Source organism: Larkinella sp. VNQ87, from assembly GCF_049445795.1.
Taxonomy (GTDB): domain Bacteria; phylum Bacteroidota; class Bacteroidia; order Cytophagales; family Spirosomataceae; genus Larkinella.
The window spans coordinates 81,064-95,505 of the sequence record NZ_JBMSDT010000015.1 but is presented as its reverse complement, the minus strand read 5'-3'; the positions used below and the strand labels follow the sequence as shown (position 1 = coordinate 95,505).

At 57.4% G+C, this 14,442-nt stretch carries 14 protein-coding genes; 5 read left to right on the top strand and 9 right to left on the bottom strand.

All coding sequences use genetic code 11. The features are described 5' to 3' along the window. Nucleotides 1–21: 21 nt before the first annotated feature. A complete protein-coding gene (locus ACO2Q8_RS23815; RefSeq protein ID WP_423347381.1) occupies nucleotides 22–1,794 on the top strand; it encodes an ABC transporter ATP-binding protein in 1,773 nt (590 codons plus the stop codon). A 49-nt stretch (nucleotides 1,795–1,843) separates the two neighbouring features. Here ACO2Q8_RS23815 and ACO2Q8_RS23810 read toward each other — a convergent pair whose 3' ends face one another. The 9 genes from ACO2Q8_RS23810 to ACO2Q8_RS23770 all read right to left on the bottom strand — a co-directional run bounded on the left by ACO2Q8_RS23810 (nucleotide 1,844) and on the right by ACO2Q8_RS23770 (nucleotide 10,652). Next, a complete protein-coding gene (locus ACO2Q8_RS23810; RefSeq protein ID WP_423347380.1) occupies nucleotides 1,844–2,902 on the bottom strand; it encodes an ArsO family NAD(P)H-dependent flavin-containing monooxygenase in 1,059 nt (352 codons plus the stop codon). A 32-nt stretch (nucleotides 2,903–2,934) separates the two neighbouring features. Then, on the bottom strand, nucleotides 2,935–3,738 hold the full coding sequence (locus ACO2Q8_RS23805; protein ID WP_423347379.1) for a metallophosphoesterase family protein: 804 nt from the start codon (nucleotides 3,736–3,738) through the stop codon (nucleotides 2,935–2,937). Continuing rightward, nucleotides 3,735–4,799: an ACR3 family arsenite efflux transporter gene (gene arsB, locus ACO2Q8_RS23800; RefSeq protein ID WP_423347378.1), complete on the bottom strand. Its 1,065-nt coding sequence runs from the start codon at nucleotides 4,797–4,799 to the stop codon at nucleotides 3,735–3,737. Before arsB ends, ACO2Q8_RS23805 begins: the two co-directional genes overlap by 4 nt. After that, the gene (gene arsN2, locus ACO2Q8_RS23795; RefSeq protein WP_423347377.1) at nucleotides 4,796–5,248 is read right to left on the bottom strand and encodes an arsenic resistance N-acetyltransferase ArsN2; all 453 of its coding nucleotides are present in this window, start codon (nucleotides 5,246–5,248) and stop codon (nucleotides 4,796–4,798) included. Before arsN2 ends, arsB begins: the two co-directional genes overlap by 4 nt. A gap of 21 nt (nucleotides 5,249–5,269) precedes the next feature. Beyond that, nucleotides 5,270–6,157: an arsenite methyltransferase gene (locus tag ACO2Q8_RS23790; protein WP_423347376.1), complete on the bottom strand. Its 888-nt coding sequence runs from the start codon at nucleotides 6,155–6,157 to the stop codon at nucleotides 5,270–5,272. A gap of 55 nt (nucleotides 6,158–6,212) precedes the next feature. Beyond that, entirely contained in the window at nucleotides 6,213–6,539 is a 327-nt protein-coding gene (locus tag ACO2Q8_RS23785; RefSeq protein ID WP_423347375.1) for an ArsR/SmtB family transcription factor, read from the bottom strand. A 115-nt stretch (nucleotides 6,540–6,654) separates the two neighbouring features. Beyond that, a complete protein-coding gene (locus tag ACO2Q8_RS23780; protein WP_423347374.1) occupies nucleotides 6,655–8,106 on the bottom strand; it encodes a BNR-4 repeat-containing protein in 1,452 nt (483 codons plus the stop codon). A gap of 31 nt (nucleotides 8,107–8,137) precedes the next feature. After that, nucleotides 8,138–9,607, bottom strand: a complete 1,470-nt coding sequence (locus tag ACO2Q8_RS23775) for a sugar ABC transporter ATP-binding protein (RefSeq protein ID WP_423347373.1) — start codon at nucleotides 9,605–9,607, stop codon at nucleotides 8,138–8,140. A gap of 4 nt (nucleotides 9,608–9,611) precedes the next feature. Beyond that, a complete protein-coding gene (locus ACO2Q8_RS23770; RefSeq protein WP_423347372.1) occupies nucleotides 9,612–10,652 on the bottom strand; it encodes a Gfo/Idh/MocA family protein in 1,041 nt (346 codons plus the stop codon). 136 nt (nucleotides 10,653–10,788) lie between these two features. Here ACO2Q8_RS23770 and ACO2Q8_RS23765 point away from each other — a divergent pair, with 136 nt between their 5' ends. Genes ACO2Q8_RS23765 through ACO2Q8_RS23750 form a run of 4 tightly spaced genes read left to right on the top strand, consistent with a single transcriptional unit; the run spans nucleotide 10,789 to nucleotide 14,437 of the window. Next, nucleotides 10,789–11,811 (top strand): GntR family transcriptional regulator, encoded by a 1,023-nt coding sequence (locus tag ACO2Q8_RS23765; protein ID WP_423347371.1) that lies wholly within the window; start codon nucleotides 10,789–10,791, stop codon nucleotides 11,809–11,811. A 4-nt stretch (nucleotides 11,812–11,815) separates the two neighbouring features. Continuing rightward, on the top strand, nucleotides 11,816–12,634 hold the full coding sequence (locus ACO2Q8_RS23760; protein ID WP_423347370.1) for a sugar phosphate isomerase/epimerase family protein: 819 nt from the start codon (nucleotides 11,816–11,818) through the stop codon (nucleotides 12,632–12,634). 18 nt (nucleotides 12,635–12,652) lie between these two features. Continuing rightward, the gene (locus ACO2Q8_RS23755) at nucleotides 12,653–13,486 is read left to right on the top strand and encodes a phosphogluconate dehydrogenase C-terminal domain-containing protein (RefSeq protein ID WP_423347369.1); all 834 of its coding nucleotides are present in this window, start codon (nucleotides 12,653–12,655) and stop codon (nucleotides 13,484–13,486) included. A gap of 12 nt (nucleotides 13,487–13,498) precedes the next feature. Next, nucleotides 13,499–14,437, top strand: coding sequence for an ABC transporter permease (locus ACO2Q8_RS23750; protein WP_423347368.1), 939 nt, complete (start codon nucleotides 13,499–13,501; stop codon nucleotides 14,435–14,437). The last annotated feature ends 5 nt before the right edge of the window (nucleotides 14,438–14,442 follow it).

Below are 14,442 nucleotides of genomic sequence, written 5' to 3'. Positions count from 1 at the left end.
CTCCAACCTCTTTTTTACGGTATGAAACTTCTTTACGGGTATTTGCGCCATTACTGGCCGCTCCTTGGGCTGGCCCTGCTGCTGGCTGCCATCAACCAGATTTTCTCGATGCTCGATCCGTATATTTTTCGGAAGATCATCGACCAGTACGTCGTCAAACCGGGTTCGGCCATTCAGCGGCTGGATTTCGTGAGCTTCCTCAGCGACGGCGCCGGTCTGCTGATTTTGCAGGCGTTGGGCGTTGCGATGGTCAGCCGGATTGCCAAAAACTTTCAGGATTATTACGTCAACGTCATCACGCAACGGCTCGGTGCCCAGCTCTACTCCGACGGCCTGCGTCACTCGCTCGACCTGCCCTATCAGGTGTTTGAAGACCAGCGCTCGGGTGAAACCCTGGGCAAGTTGCAGAAAGTGCGGACGGATGTCGAAAAACTGATTCAGTCGTTCGTCAACGTATTGTTTACGTCCGTCGTCGGCATTGTCTTCGTGATGTGGTACGCCAGCACGGTATACTGGCCCATCGCTCCGGCCTACTTTTTGACCATCCCGCTGCTCGGTTTCGTCAGTTCGTTGCTGAGCAAAAAAATTAAGGTCGTGCAGAAAACCATTGTGGCTGAAACCACCGCTCTGGCCGGATCAACCACCGAAAGCCTGCGCAACATCGAACTGGTGAAAAGCCTCGGCCTGGCCCAGCAGGAAACCGAACGGCTCAACGCCACAACCGACAGAATTCTGCGGCTGGAGCTGAAAAAAGTGCGGTATGTCCGCTCGCTCTCATTTGTGCAGGGCACCTTTGTCAACCTGCTTCGCAATGCCATCATGCTGATGATGTTGTTTCTGGTGGTGCAGGAACGCATTACGGTCGGCGAGTTTTTCTCCCTGTTCATCTATTCCTTTGCCATTTTCGGGCCGTTGCAGGAGTTGGGCAACATCATCAACATTTACCGGGAAACCGAAGCGTCGCTGGCTAATTTTCAGCAAATTCTCGACACGCCCCGCGATGTAAAACCGGCCCATCCGCAACCCGTCAAAAAGATTCAGACCCTGGCGTTTGAAGACGTCCGGTTTAAACACTTATCGGCCGACAAACCGGCGCTCGATGGCATTTCATTCGACGTGGAACTGGGCGAGACCATCGCGTTTGTCGGTCCATCTGGCTCGGGCAAAACCACCCTCGTCAAGCTGCTGGTGGGCCTGTACCCTCCGCTGGCGGGCCGTATTCTCTACAACGGCATCCCCAGTACGGATGTTGATCTGGACCAACTCCGTGAACAAATCGGTTTTGTGACGCAGGATACCCAGCTTTTTGCCGGAACCATCCGCGAGAACCTCCGCTTCGTCGCCCCAAACGCCACCGACGAAGAATGCCTCCGGGCGCTCCGTCAGGCAGCCGCCGATTCGCTGCTGAACCGCGCCCCGCAGGGCCTGGATACCGTCATCGGCGAAGGGGGCGTGAAAGTGTCCGGTGGAGAAAAACAGCGGCTGAGTATCGCCCGCGCCCTGCTGCGCCGTCCGACGCTGCTGGTGTTCGACGAAGCGACCTCGGCGCTCGATTCGCTGACGGAAGAAGAAATCGGCAAAACCGTCCGCCAGTTGTCGGGTTCCCGGCAGCACATCACGATTCTGATTGCCCACCGGCTCAGTACCATTCTTCACGCCGACCGGATTTTTGTACTCGAAAAGGGCCACGTCGCCGAGCAGGGCCGCCATGCCGACCTGCTGGAACAGAAGGGGCTATACTACGCCATGTGGCGGCAACAGATCGGCGAGCGCAAGGAAGTGGCTGCGGTTTGACAAAAAAGGTAATGATCGCCAAACCGGAGTTCATCTCCGGTTTGGCTTGTTACGAACGGTTTGGCGATTGCAAATAGTCGATCACTTCCCGGGCCGTCTGACGGGCCGAGCGGTTAACGCCGATCAGGGTCGCCGAGGCAAAACCGGTCCAGTTGCCGTAGCCAACCAGCCACAAACCGGGCTGCCGAACCGACCGCGTCCCCTGCACCTGAACCCTGCCTTCCGGCGTCAACACACCGAGCGGTTCCAGAAAACCGAGGGCGGGCCGAAAACCGGTACACCAGATGATGGCATCAATACTTTCCTGACGACCATCCGGCCAGACGACTCCGTTTTGGATCAACGCTGTAAACGGACGAACCGCCTGCAACACGCCCCGGCTGCGGGCTTCCTTCACGGAATCGACCATGACAATATCGGCCAGCCCACCGCCCTGCGCCGTATTGCCTGACTGAAACCGCTGGGTAGCGGCCTGGAATAAAAACCGGCCGTCTACCTCGTCGGGCAAAAAGGTTGGTTCCTGCAAGGTCATCCAGGTTGCATCGGCCACCTTTGAGACTTCGGCCAGGATCTGGGCACCCGAGTTGCCTCCGCCCACCACCAGCACCCGCTTGCCCCGGAATTCGTCGGGCGTCGCATAAAAAGCCGAATGCTGCTGAAGGCCCTGAAACGTTTTCCGGCCGGGGTAATCGGGACTGTACGGCTGGCTCCAGCTTCCCGTGGCGCAAACCAGCGCCCGGGTTTGGTACTCGCCCCGATCGGTTTTTAGCCGAAAACCGGCATCGATCTGCTCGACGGACGCTACCCGCACGGGCCGCTGCACCGGAAAACCGTACCGCTGTTCGTAGTGCGTCAGGTAATCAATCACGTCCTGCCGGGTTGGGTACAGTTCGTGGGTGCGCGGCATCAGCCAGCCCGGCAACGAACTGGCGTCGGCCGGCGAAAACAGACGCAGCGATTTCCAGCCGTGCAGCCAGGCTCCGCCGGGTTGGGCCTGTTCGTCCAGCAGCAGAAAATCCAGCGAGCTGCGCCGAAGGTTGTAGGCTGTAGCCAGGCCCGACTGCCCTCCACCGATAATGATCACATCCCGTATGACCGGTTCATTCATTGTTTATTACGCCGTTTTTGCCAGCCAACCGTTTACTTCGCCAGTCGTAACGCCTGGGCATAAACGTCCGGCAATTCACTTTCCTCCACGGCCCGGGCCGCCCGTTCCACATCGTATGGCACCCGGATGAACTCGACGCTCACGCCCCCGGCCACCCCCGGTTTGGCGGTTTCATCAATCGTCAGGATTACATACCCGGCGCGGGGGTCGCCGTCTTTCGGCTTGCCGACCGAACCGATGTTGATGGCGTGCCGAAAATACGGCGTTTCATCGTCGCCCCGCGCGTTGACCACTTTGTAATACGGTTTGTGCGTATGCCCGAAACACAGAATGTCGGCCTGGGCCGCTTCCAGCACCCGGCCCAGGCTCCGGTCCCCCCGGTCTTCGAACAGGTATTCGTTGACGCGCCGGGGACTGCCGTGCACCAGCAGCAGCGAAACCGGTGTCTGTTGCTGCCAAAGGTGATCCGCATCGTGGGCCAGTTCGTAGTTGACCCGGATTTGGGTCGGCAGGCTGCGCAGATAAACTCGTTCATTGTCACCTACGGTTTTATTCGTGTAGGCAATCGACACCTTGCCGTTGGCTTTTTCGTCATCGGTTTTGTACGCACAACCGCAATCGTCCGACGACCGGCCAATGCCGAAATCGTAGTTTCCGGCAATCGTCGGAATGTTCCGACGGCGAATTTCGGCAATCACTTCGTTGGGCCAGACGTTGTAGCCGACCAGATCACCCAGGCAGTACACGGCATCCGGTTTTCGGTCGTCAATGTCGGCCAAAACGGCTTCGAGGGCGGGCAGATTGGCGTGGATATCGGAGAAAAGAGCCAGTTTCATGCGGTTTTGTGAATCGTTTTTAAAGAAAACACGCCAAATTTTTTCTGTTGTCTCCGGGCAAAATTGACCATCAGAATCAGCACCGGCACCTCGATCAGCGGTCCGATGACGGCGGCAAAAGCTGCTCCGGAATTGATGCCGAATACCGCAATGGCGACGGCAATGCCAAGTTCAAAATTGTTCCCGGCTGCTGTGAAGGCCAGCGAGGTGGATTTAGCGTAATCGGCCCCGGCCCGTTTCGAGAGGTAAAAAGCCGAGAAGAACATGATCGCAAAATAGGCCGTCAGAGGCAGGGCGATTCGCAGCACATCCAGCGGGATGGTCACAATCAGCTTCCCTTTCAGGCTGAACATAACGACGATGGTGAACAACAGGGCTAGCAAGGTGATCGGGCTGATGGCGGGCAGAAAGATTCGCTCGTACCAGCTTCGACCCAAAAGCCGGGGCAGAATCAGTCGCGACAGCAGGCCCAACAGAAACGGAATGCCGAGGTAAATGAAGACGCTCTGTGCCACATCACCGATGGTAATGTCGACACTGTAACCCTTCAGCCCGAACAGGGGCGGCAAAACCGTGATGAAAACATAGGCATACAGCGAATAGAACAGCACCTGAAAAAGGCTGTTGAAAGCCACCAGCCCGGCGGCATAGAGCCGGTCGCCCCCAGCCAGATCGTTCCAGACTATCACCATGGCAATGCAGCGGGCAATCCCGATCAGAATCAGCCCGGTCATGTACTCGGGTTTGTCGGGCAGAAAAAGTACCGCCAGCCCAAACATCAGCAGCGGTCCGGCGATCCAGTTTTGCAGCAGCGAGAGCCCCAGTATTTTCGTATGGGCGAATACCTTGGGCAGTTGCTCATACCGTACTTTGGCCAACGGCGGATACATCATCAGAATCAGACCGATCGCCAGCGGCACGTTGGTCGAACCTGCGTTAAAACGGTTGATCACCTGTTCGGTTTCCGGAAATACATAGCCGATACCTACGCCAGTCAGCATGGCCAGAAAAATCCATAGCGTCAGGTTGCGGTCGAGAAAAGAAAGTTGGGGGTTGCTCATTCGTTCAGGCGGTTTACGGTTCGTTTCATGACAACGGCAGAAGCCGGACAGAGGGCACTAAATTGCTGCGTCTGCCGAATGGCCTCCGGTACGTCCTGCCGGTCGACAGTCCCAAAACCGTGTCGCTCAAAATACCGGTCGGCCGTGGTCGTGATCAGGTAAATGGAGTCTAGACCGTCGGCTTCGGCGGTTTCCAGCAATCGACTGATGAGCCGGGCAGCCAGCCGGTTTCCCCGAAACGCCGGATCAACGGCTACCGAACGCAGTAGGCCAACCGTCCCAAAACGCTCCAGGCCCGCGACACCGATGCAGGCGGTTTTGTCGCGAATGACCCAAAAACCGGCTAAATCAGGCGGCAAATCGTCCGTCACCAACTGCGTTTTTGCCAGGAGCGCAAGCGCTTCTTCCCGGTCTTCCGGGCGGGCTTTTTCAATAGACAGATGCATCATGAAGAAGAGTTAACAGACAGACTAGTTGCAGCATTCCGGACCGCAGCACGAACCCGTGGTCGCCTTACTTTCAACCGGTTTCTCTCCGGTAGAGTCCGGTTTTTCGGCATAAACCGTCACGCTGTAGATGCCCCGTTTGGCCTGTTGGCGGTAGTCGGCAATTTCGTCGGCCGTCAGGTAGTTTTTCAGCAGCTCGTCGGGCAAGAAAATTTCGCGCTCTTTTTGCAGCACAAGGTTGACAAACCCGGCGTCCTGAATGATTTGAAGGTAAGTATCCTTCTGAATGGCGCCCGCTACACATCCGGCATACAGCTCGGCATCTTTCACGACACCCGCCGGTAAATTTCCTTGCAGCACAATGTCGGAAATGCTGAAATGCCCGCCCGGTTTCAGAATCCGGAACGTTTCGCGGAACGCTTTGACCTTATCGGGCACCAGGTTCATCACGCAATTGCTGACGACCACATCGGCCAGGTTGTCGGACAAAGGCATCTCCTCAATGTCGCCGTACACAAATTCGATATTGGTAAACCCGCGTGCTTTTGCATTCCGACGCGCCCGGTCAATCATCGCCGGGGTCATGTCCAGCCCGATGACGCGGCCCGTTTCTCCGGTTTCGGCCCGGGCCACGAAGCAGTCGTTGCCAGCTCCCGACCCCAGATCCACCACCACATCGCCAGGTTTGATCTGCGCAAACTGCGTCGGCAAACCGCATCCCAGGCCCAGATCGGCCTCAGCCACGTAGCCATTCAAGCCTTCGTAGCCTTCCGCCATGTTAACCGGTATGTCGCTGGCCGGGCCGCAACACGAGGTTGGTCCGCACCCACAGGCTCCGCTGGTGTCGGTTTGCTCCGCAATAGCGCCGTACTGCTGGCGCACGATTTCTTTCAGTTGTTCCGTCGTTTCCATGTTCATTTATTTATTGTAATATTACGATTAATATTCGCAAAAAATAGCGGTCTGCTTAGCAGCAGCCCGCCGAAATGGAAGCGTCTAACAAGGAACCAAAAGCCTGTCGAGCCTCTTCCCACACGGTTTCGTTGATGCAGTAACAAACGCGGGGCGGATCAATCTCGCCGTGAATAATCCCGATGCGTTTCAATTCTTTCAGGTGCTGGGAAACCGTCGGCTGGGCCAGCGGCAACTCATCGACCAGATCCCCGCAGACACAAGCTTTTTTAGCGATCAACAATTGCAGAATGGCAACCCGCGCCGGATGCGCAAACGCCTTGGCCAGATCCGCTATCCGGTTTTGTTGTTCCGAGAAAATTTCCGTTTTTGTCACTCCCATGCCACAAAGGTAAGCCGGATTTTATTCATCGCAATATTACGATAAGATATTTTTCATCACCTGATCCGGTTTTGAGTGAACGGTCGATGGAGCAGTTTATCAGAAAACCGCTTCCTTACCGCACCGGAACCGGTTTCTCAAAATCATTCTGCATCCGGGCGGGCAATTGAAAAACCTGGCCTTTCTGATTGCAGAAGTACAGGTACGAAGCCGACGGTTTTCGGGCGTTGCCATCGGCCCAGAAGGCGTAAAAGTCGGGATGAGCCGCCACCGGCCGACGCGGGTACGACTGATTCCGGGCCGGGTTGTTCGTGACAGCTTTGACCTTCTTCCAGCTTTTTCCCCCGTTGCGGCTTTCCAGCAACACCAGATCGCCCCCGGTTCCGTACGCTTGTGCACCCGCTTCCAGTGTTCCGATGATCCGCCAGGTTTTGCCTTCCACGTACAACGATCCCATGTCGTAATTATGATCGGATTCCATAACGGGGTAAATGGCCCATGCCCGGCCCGTCCAGTGAGCAACGTGCCAGGCATACGGGCCGTTGGCGGGGCCGGGTTCCGGTCCTTTGCTGGTCACGTAAAGAATGATTGGGTGGCCCGCGTCGTCGTAATTTACATCGCTGATGTAGGCGTTCAGACTCTCGCTTTTGTAGTCTTTCACCAGTGCCGGATTCGTAATTTCCGTTAGCGGGAGTTGCACCGGTTTCCCGTCGGCAGTGTGCCAGGATTGGCCAAAATCGTCGGTTTCTACGTAATACAGGTTGGTTCGGTAATCGAGCCCGGCCCCAACCTGGGTGTCAGGATGGTAGTTAAACGCACTCCCGACTTTGTTGCGCCATTGCCCGCTGCTCTGATAATGCCCTTCTTCGATGGTCCCGATGTCCTGCCAGCCCGACCAGGTGATCCCATCCGGGCTAGTGATGGCCGAAGTGGTCCGACGGGGTTTCTTCTCGCCGTAGCGCAACACGCCCCGGTCGTAGTGCGTCATCAGGCTCAGAAAACCCCGTCCGTTCTGGTAATACACCTGCAGGTAGGAGAAGTTGTCGAACGGAACCCGCTGCCCGGTTTTGTCCAGGCGCGTCGCTTCGATTTTTTCAAACGCATCGATGCGGTACGGTTGTCGGCTCCGGTGAATGAACGAGGGCCGTTCGGTACCGTGGGAAGTCGAAAAAATCCAGACGTAACCCTGCGCGTCGAGTTGAATAACCGGGTTGTCGTGGGCATCGTCGGTTTGTTTGTTAAGCAACAGCGTCGGCTTCGACACCATCCCGGTTTTGTGATCGAACACGCCAATCATGTGACAAAGCTCGCGCGAGGTCGAGTCAGTAACGCCCCCGTAACAGAAAAACGTTTTATCGACGGCTGGCGCATACACCGAAAACGGGTAGTGATTGGCCGGATAGGTGCCCAAGCCCCCGCTGTATTTGTAGGCATACTCGTTTTTGGTGGGGCCGATGAAATACCAGATTCCCTGGTAACCATTAGCTTTCGGATGGTCCTGCGCCTGCGTAGCCGGGGCCATGAGCAGCAGCCCGCACACCCAGGTGAGAAGGGTCTTTTTTTGCATAGAAGGGTTCGGATAGCGAAAAACCGCGTAGTTAGTCAACCATTGCCAGTTGCATCACCTGCTGCTCGGTGGCCGATTCGCCCGGCAGTTCGCCGGTCAGGTGGCCTTCGCGCATCACCAGAATCCGGTCGGCAAGCAGCAACAATTCCGGTAATTCGCTCGAAATTAACAAAATTGCCTTTCCCTCGGCGGCCAGTTGGCGGAGCAGGGCATAAATATCGGCTTTAGCTCCCACATCGATGCCGTGGGTCGGCTCGTCCACGATCAACACCTCGGGGTTCGTCAGCAGCCAGCGGGCCAGCAACACTTTCTGCTGATTGCCCCCGCTCAAGGTGCCAACGGCGGTTTGCACCGAGGGCGTCCGAATGTCCAGTCGCTGCCGGAACGACTCCGCCCTGGCAGCGCTAGCCGTCGCATCCAACCAGCCCGCTGGGGTCAAGGAAGGCTGGGTGACCACCACATTCTGCGTCACGGTTTGCTCCGGAAACAGGCCCAGGACTTTACGTTCTTCGGGCAAGTAGCCCACTCCCACCCGGATGGCGTCGGCCGGATGCCGAATCTTCAGCGGTTTTCCGTGCAGCCGCACCGCGCCGGATGTGCGCCCGTCGATACCGAAAATGGCCCGGGCCAATTCCGTGCGTCCGGCCCCGACCAACCCGGCCAGCCCCAGGATTTCGCCCCGGTGCAGTTCGAACGAAACATTCGAAAACCGCTGTCCCGACAGTTTTTCAACTGCCAGCACCACTTCCGGTCGGGCTTTCGAAACCGTGCGTTCCAGCAGCACATTCCGCCCCACCATCCGTCGAACCAGTTCGTCGGCGCTGGTTTCGTGCACCGGCAAGGTGCCCTGGTAGGTGCCATCTTTCAGGACCGAAACCCGGTCGGCGATGCTGAAAATTTCGGAAAGCCGGTGTGAAATGTACACCACCGCCTTCCCGGCGGTTTTCAGTTGGCGGATCAGCTCAAACAGCGTCCGGATTTCGCGTTCGGTCAGCGAAGCGGTTGGCTCATCGAGCAGCAGCAAATCCGGTTTTTGCGACAGCGCCTTGGCAATTTCGACCATCTGCTTCTGCCCCGCCGACAACTCACCCACCCACGTATCCGGCTGAATCTGAGCGATGTTCAGCTCGGTCAATAGCGAGCTGGTCTGATCGTAAAGTGCCCGCTGGCGGATCAGGCCCCAGCGGTTGCGGGGTTGACGGTTGGCAAAAATATTCTCGGCCACCGACAGGCTATCGACCAGGCTCAGTTGCTGATAGACAATCGCAATGCCCAGCCGCGTTGCCTCAGCCGGACCACCGAACTGAACGGTTTTGCCCCGGAATTCGATCCGGCCGGTGTCGGGTGGGAGGTTGCCGGTCAGGATGTTGAGCAAGGTGCTCTTCCCGGCCCCGTTTTCGCCACAAAGCGCGTGAACTTCACCCGCCTGAACCTCGAACGAAACGTCGCGGAGAGCCCGGACGCCCGGAAACGCTTTGCTGATCTGGTGAAGGTTGAGCATGGCGTTACAAATGAATCACCTCGTTGCGGGCCGCCGAGTCGTAAGCCGCGTGAACCAGCCGCACGGTTTCCAAATTATCCACCCCAGTGGTTTCGGCCTGGCCCCGGCCCTGCAAATCAGCCAGCAGATTCCGGTTGCAATCCACAATGGACGAATGCACGACGGCATAAGCCGGATCGGCCCACGGATAAGCCATGGGAACCGCGTTTTCCGACCGGGTTTCGGTTTTTCCGGCCGCATCGCGGGTCGTGATGCGCAGTTCAAAACCGTGTGTCAACACAATCGAACCGGTTTCGCCCTCGACCGCCACCAGCGTTTGCGGGAAGGCTTCCTGTTCAAGAATAGACGCGTACGACATTTCGGCGTAACACGTTAATCCTGAGCGCATTTGTATCAAGACATGGGCAACGTCTTCGCCTTTGATGGCCGGATTCACGCGGGTGGTCTGGCTATATAGCGAAGTCGCTTCCCCGAACAGAAACCGGCACACATCCAGCGTGTGCGAGCCAATATCGGTCAGGATAAACTGGTCGAGTTCGGCCAGAAACGGCTGATTGTCAAAAACCGGGAAGGCCGAGCAAAAGCTCACCCGCGCCTTGAACGGCCGACCAATGATGCCCGAATCCAGCCTTGCTTTCAGCGCCCGCAGGGGCGTTTGCCAGCGGAAATTTTCGTGGATGTAAAAACGGACGCCCGCCCGCTGGCAGGTTTCGACCATCGCCCGGGCGGTTTCTAGATTCGGGGCCATCGGTTTCTGGCAAATCACGTCCAGCCCCCGCGCGGCTGCTTTGTCGGTGAACAGGGCGTGCGTGTCCACATCGGTGATGATGTCGACAAAGTCGAGTTCGTCGGCGTGCCGGTCCAGCAGTTCATTGATGTTGTCGTACACATGCGGCACGGCAAACTGACGGGCAAATTCCTCGGCCTTGCTGCGGGTGCGGTTGTAAAGCGCTACCAGTTCCACACCATCCAGCATCAGCCAGGCCGGTATCTGGTAATTGGCCCAAAAACCGGTCCCGATCACCGCAAATTTTAATTTTTGCATGAAATTATTGCAGAAAAATAAAAAGCTACTACTTTTGCCCCGGAAACTCTACTGTACTCTACTCTAGTGGTTCTGAGCAAAAGTAGCCGTTTTTCCATGTAATGCAACCCCCTTTCCGGTAAAAATTATACGGCACATGGAAGCTTCTTCGCTCGTCTGGCCCGCGCTTTCTCAGGATGGACAACCGAAATACCAGCAGCTTATCGAGTCGGTGCTGACGGCCATCGAACGCGGCACGCTCACGCACGGGCAGCAGTTGCCTTCCATTAGCGAACTAGCTGAATTGCAACAGATTGGCAAAGTAACGGTGGCGAAGGCGTACGAAGAACTCCGGCAACGGGGCGTCATTCGCTCCCAGCACGGCAAAGGCTTTTATGTGGCCAGCACCGACGTGCGGACGCCCCTGAACGTGCTGGTGATTTTTGATACGCTGAACGCTTACAAGGAAACGCTGTACGAAGCGCTAAAAACCGCTCTGCCCGCCGATACAGCCCTGAGCATTTTCTTTCACCATTACAACCCGCAGGTGTTCGAAAGTCTGGTGCGGAATGGCCTGGGCCGCTACAACGCCTACGTGCTCATGCCGCATTTTGATACTGACGTAACAGGTATTGTGCAGCAGATTCCGCCCGACAAACTGCTGCTGATCGACCAGGACCTTCCGTCCTTACCGGGTGAGTACGCGGCTGTTTATCAGGACTTTGAAACCGATATGTATCAGTCGCTGGTGGCCGGTTTGCCGTCGCTTCTGAACTACCGGAAACTGACGCTGGTGCGGTCGAAAGCGCATTTCCAATACATTCCGGCGGGCACGCTGGCCGGTTTTCGGCGGTTTGGCGACGAAACCGGTTTTGAATGCGCCGTGGTCGACAATTACCGCGACGACCTCGTTCAGCCGGGCGAAGCGTATCTGCTGTTTGCCGACCGCGACCTGATTGCGTTCATCAAACACGCCAGCCGGATGAACTGGCAACTGGGGCAGGATATTGGTCTGATCTCGTACGACGACACGCCGATGAAGGAGATTCTGGCGGGCGGCATCACCGTGATTTCAACGGATTTTGCCCAGATGGGCCAAACCGCTGGGCAACTGCTGACCGAGCGTAAACGGGCGAAACTAGCCAATCCGGGCGGTTTACTGTTACGACAATCGCTCTGAGCCGATGCAACTGGGAATCAGCACCTATACCTACGGCTGGGCCGTCGGTACGCCGGAAAACCGCCCCACTTCTGCGCTGGATGAGGTCGGTTTACTGGACCGGGCCGGGGCATTTGGTGTTCGGTTGGTACAGGTTGGCGACAATTTGCCGCTCCATGAGTTCTTGCCCGAACGACTTCACGCGCTGCACCAACGGGCGAAACGGGAAAGCGTCGCTCTTGAAGTGGGGGCACGTGGGTTAACAGACAGTCATTTGCAGCGATACATTGACTTGTGCGAGCCGTTGGAAAGCCGCCTACTGCGGTTTGTGGTCGATGCGCCGGGTTACGAACCGTCGGTCGATGCGGTGGTGGCGCTGCTCCGGAATGCCGAACCGGCGCTGCGGACCAACAACCTAACGCTGGGGCTGGAAAACCACGACCGGCTGTTAGCGCGGGAATTTGCCGGGATCATCGAGCGCGTCGGAAGCCCTTGGGTCGGAATTTGCCTGGATTCGGTCAATTCGATGGGTGCGGGCGAAGGGTTGCACGAAGTGGTTCGGACGCTGGCCCCGTACACGGTGAACCTGCATTTGAAGGATTTCGGCATCGCGCGTTTGCCGCATCTGATGGGCTTCCAGATCGACGGGCGAATCGCCGGACAAGGGATGCTGAACATTCCCTGGCTGGTCGAAACGATTCAGGCGCAGGGCCGTTGTCAGACAGCTATTCTGGAACAGTGGGTTGTACCGGAACCGGATTTGCCGACCACCCTTGATAAAGAAGCGGCCTGGGCTGACGAAAGTATCCGGTTTTTACGAACAATTAACGGACTCGATTTTTAAACTCCTTACCCAATTTTTATGCGCAAGATCGTGCTGGTCGGTGCGGGTGGCAAAATGGGCTGCCGGTTGACCGACAATTTCCTGAAATATCCCGACTACGACGTGGCCTACCTGGAAGTCAGTGAGCAGGGCTGCGAAAACCTCCGGCAACGGGGCGTCACGACCAGCCAGCCCGGCGAGGTAATTCCGGATGCCGACGTGGTGATTCTGGCCGTGCCGGATGTGGCGATTGGCCGGATTTCGGAAAACCTTATTCCGGCCATGAAACCGGGGGCGCTCGTGCTGACGCTGGACCCGGCCGCCCCGCTCGACGGCGTACTTTTCCACCGCGACGAGCTGGGCTACGTCATCGCCCACCCCTGTCACCCCTCGGTTTTCAACTGGGAACCCACCGAAGCAGCTTTCCGGGATTTCTACGGCGGTATTTCGGCCAAGCAGTCCATCGTAGTGGCCCTGATGCACGGCAGCGAAGACCATTACGCGCTGGGCGAAAAAGTATCGCAGGACATGTACGGGCCGATTGACAAAACGCACCGGATCACGCTGGAACAGATGGCGATGCTGGAACCAGCGATGGTCGAGACACTGGCGCAAACCTGCATGGAAGTCGTGCGGGAAGGCTACGACAAAATTGTGTCGCTGGGCGTTCCGGAAGCAGCCGCCCGTGATTTTGTGCTGGGCCATTTGCGCATCCAGATTGCGGTTTTGTTCAAGGAAGTCAACGGCACGTTCTCGGATGCGGCCTACAAAATCTCGAAACGCGCCAAGCCGATTCTGTTCCGCGAGGGCTGGCAGCATATCTTCGAGATGGACGACATTCGCGAGCAGGTGAAAGACATCACGCAACGCTAAGACCCGGCCGTCATGCGAGTCCTGCTGCGCGACCGGATTTATTCCCTGGCCGGGCTGATTTTGCTAATCGGCGCGGGGGCCGCTGTTGTTTTTCCGCAAACGTTTCCGACCTTCGGCAATCTGAGTCAGATTCTGCTCAATATGTCGATCGATACCATCGTGGCCGTCGGCATGATGCTGCTGCTCATCAGCGGGGTGTTCGATCTGTCGGTCGGTTCGGTGGTGGCGTTTTCGGGCGGAATGGCCGCGATGGCGATGGTCTCACTGGGCTGGCCGGTGCCCCTGGCCCTGCTGCTCGGGTTGCTCAGCGCCGGGCTGGTGGGCCTGACCAACGGTTACCTCATTGCCTATCAAGGCATTAACCCGATGATTCAGACGCTGGCGATGATGGGTATCGTGCGGGGGGCCACGCTGTTACTGGGCGGTTCGGGTATTCAGAATCTCCCCTACTGGTTCAACGCCATTGGGCAATCGAGGCTGCTGGGCGTGCAAATGCCGGTTTGGTACATGCTGCTGACGGTGAGCATTTTCTCCTTTCTGGCCAATCGCTCGGTCTTTTTTCGGCGGTATTATTACATAGGCGGCAATGAACGGGCGGCCGATCTGTCGGGCATTCGCGTCCGGCGAATGAAGCTATGGAGCTTCGTGCTGACCGCCCTGCTGGCGGGGGTCGCCGGATTGCTGCTGGCGTCGCGGCTGGGCACAGCCTTACCCACGGCGGGCCGGGGCCTCGAACTGCGCGTCATCACGGCGGTGATTCTGGGCGGGGCCAGCCTGTCGGGCGGGCACGGCAAAATTCTGGGGGCGCTACTCGGGGCGCTGTTCATGGGCCTCGTCAGCAACGTCATGATTCTGGCCCGGGTGTCGGGCTACTGGCAGGAAATCATCCTTGGCTTGATTCTGATTGCCGCCGTCTGGAGCGATCTGGCACTGCAACGACAAAACCGCTAATTTCG

Coding starts and splice junctions, on each gene's coding strand:
- ACO2Q8_RS23770 (WP_423347372.1), bottom strand. CDS start 10,652: ATGCAAAAATTAAAATTTGCGGTGATCGGGACCGGTTTTTGGGCCAAT.
- ACO2Q8_RS23785 (WP_423347375.1), bottom strand. CDS start 6,539: ATGGGAGTGACAAAAACGGAAATTTTCTCGGAACAACAAAACCGGATA.
- ACO2Q8_RS23780 (WP_423347374.1), bottom strand. CDS start 8,106: ATGCAAAAAAAGACCCTTCTCACCTGGGTGTGCGGGCTGCTGCTCATG.
- ACO2Q8_RS23805 (WP_423347379.1), bottom strand. CDS start 3,738: ATGAAACTGGCTCTTTTCTCCGATATCCACGCCAATCTGCCCGCCCTC.
- arsN2 (WP_423347377.1), bottom strand. CDS start 5,248: ATGATGCATCTGTCTATTGAAAAAGCCCGCCCGGAAGACCGGGAAGAA.
- ACO2Q8_RS23755 (WP_423347369.1), top strand. CDS start 12,653: ATGCGCAAGATCGTGCTGGTCGGTGCGGGTGGCAAAATGGGCTGCCGG.
- ACO2Q8_RS23765 (WP_423347371.1), top strand. CDS start 10,789: ATGGAAGCTTCTTCGCTCGTCTGGCCCGCGCTTTCTCAGGATGGACAA.
- arsB (WP_423347378.1), bottom strand. CDS start 4,799: ATGAGCAACCCCCAACTTTCTTTTCTCGACCGCAACCTGACGCTATGG.
- ACO2Q8_RS23815 (WP_423347381.1), top strand. CDS start 22: ATGAAACTTCTTTACGGGTATTTGCGCCATTACTGGCCGCTCCTTGGG.
- ACO2Q8_RS23760 (WP_423347370.1), top strand. CDS start 11,816: ATGCAACTGGGAATCAGCACCTATACCTACGGCTGGGCCGTCGGTACG.
- ACO2Q8_RS23790 (WP_423347376.1), bottom strand. CDS start 6,157: ATGGAAACGACGGAACAACTGAAAGAAATCGTGCGCCAGCAGTACGGC.
- ACO2Q8_RS23775 (WP_423347373.1), bottom strand. CDS start 9,607: ATGCTCAACCTTCACCAGATCAGCAAAGCGTTTCCGGGCGTCCGGGCT.
- ACO2Q8_RS23810 (WP_423347380.1), bottom strand. CDS start 2,902: ATGAATGAACCGGTCATACGGGATGTGATCATTATCGGTGGAGGGCAG.
- ACO2Q8_RS23750 (WP_423347368.1), top strand. CDS start 13,499: ATGCGAGTCCTGCTGCGCGACCGGATTTATTCCCTGGCCGGGCTGATT.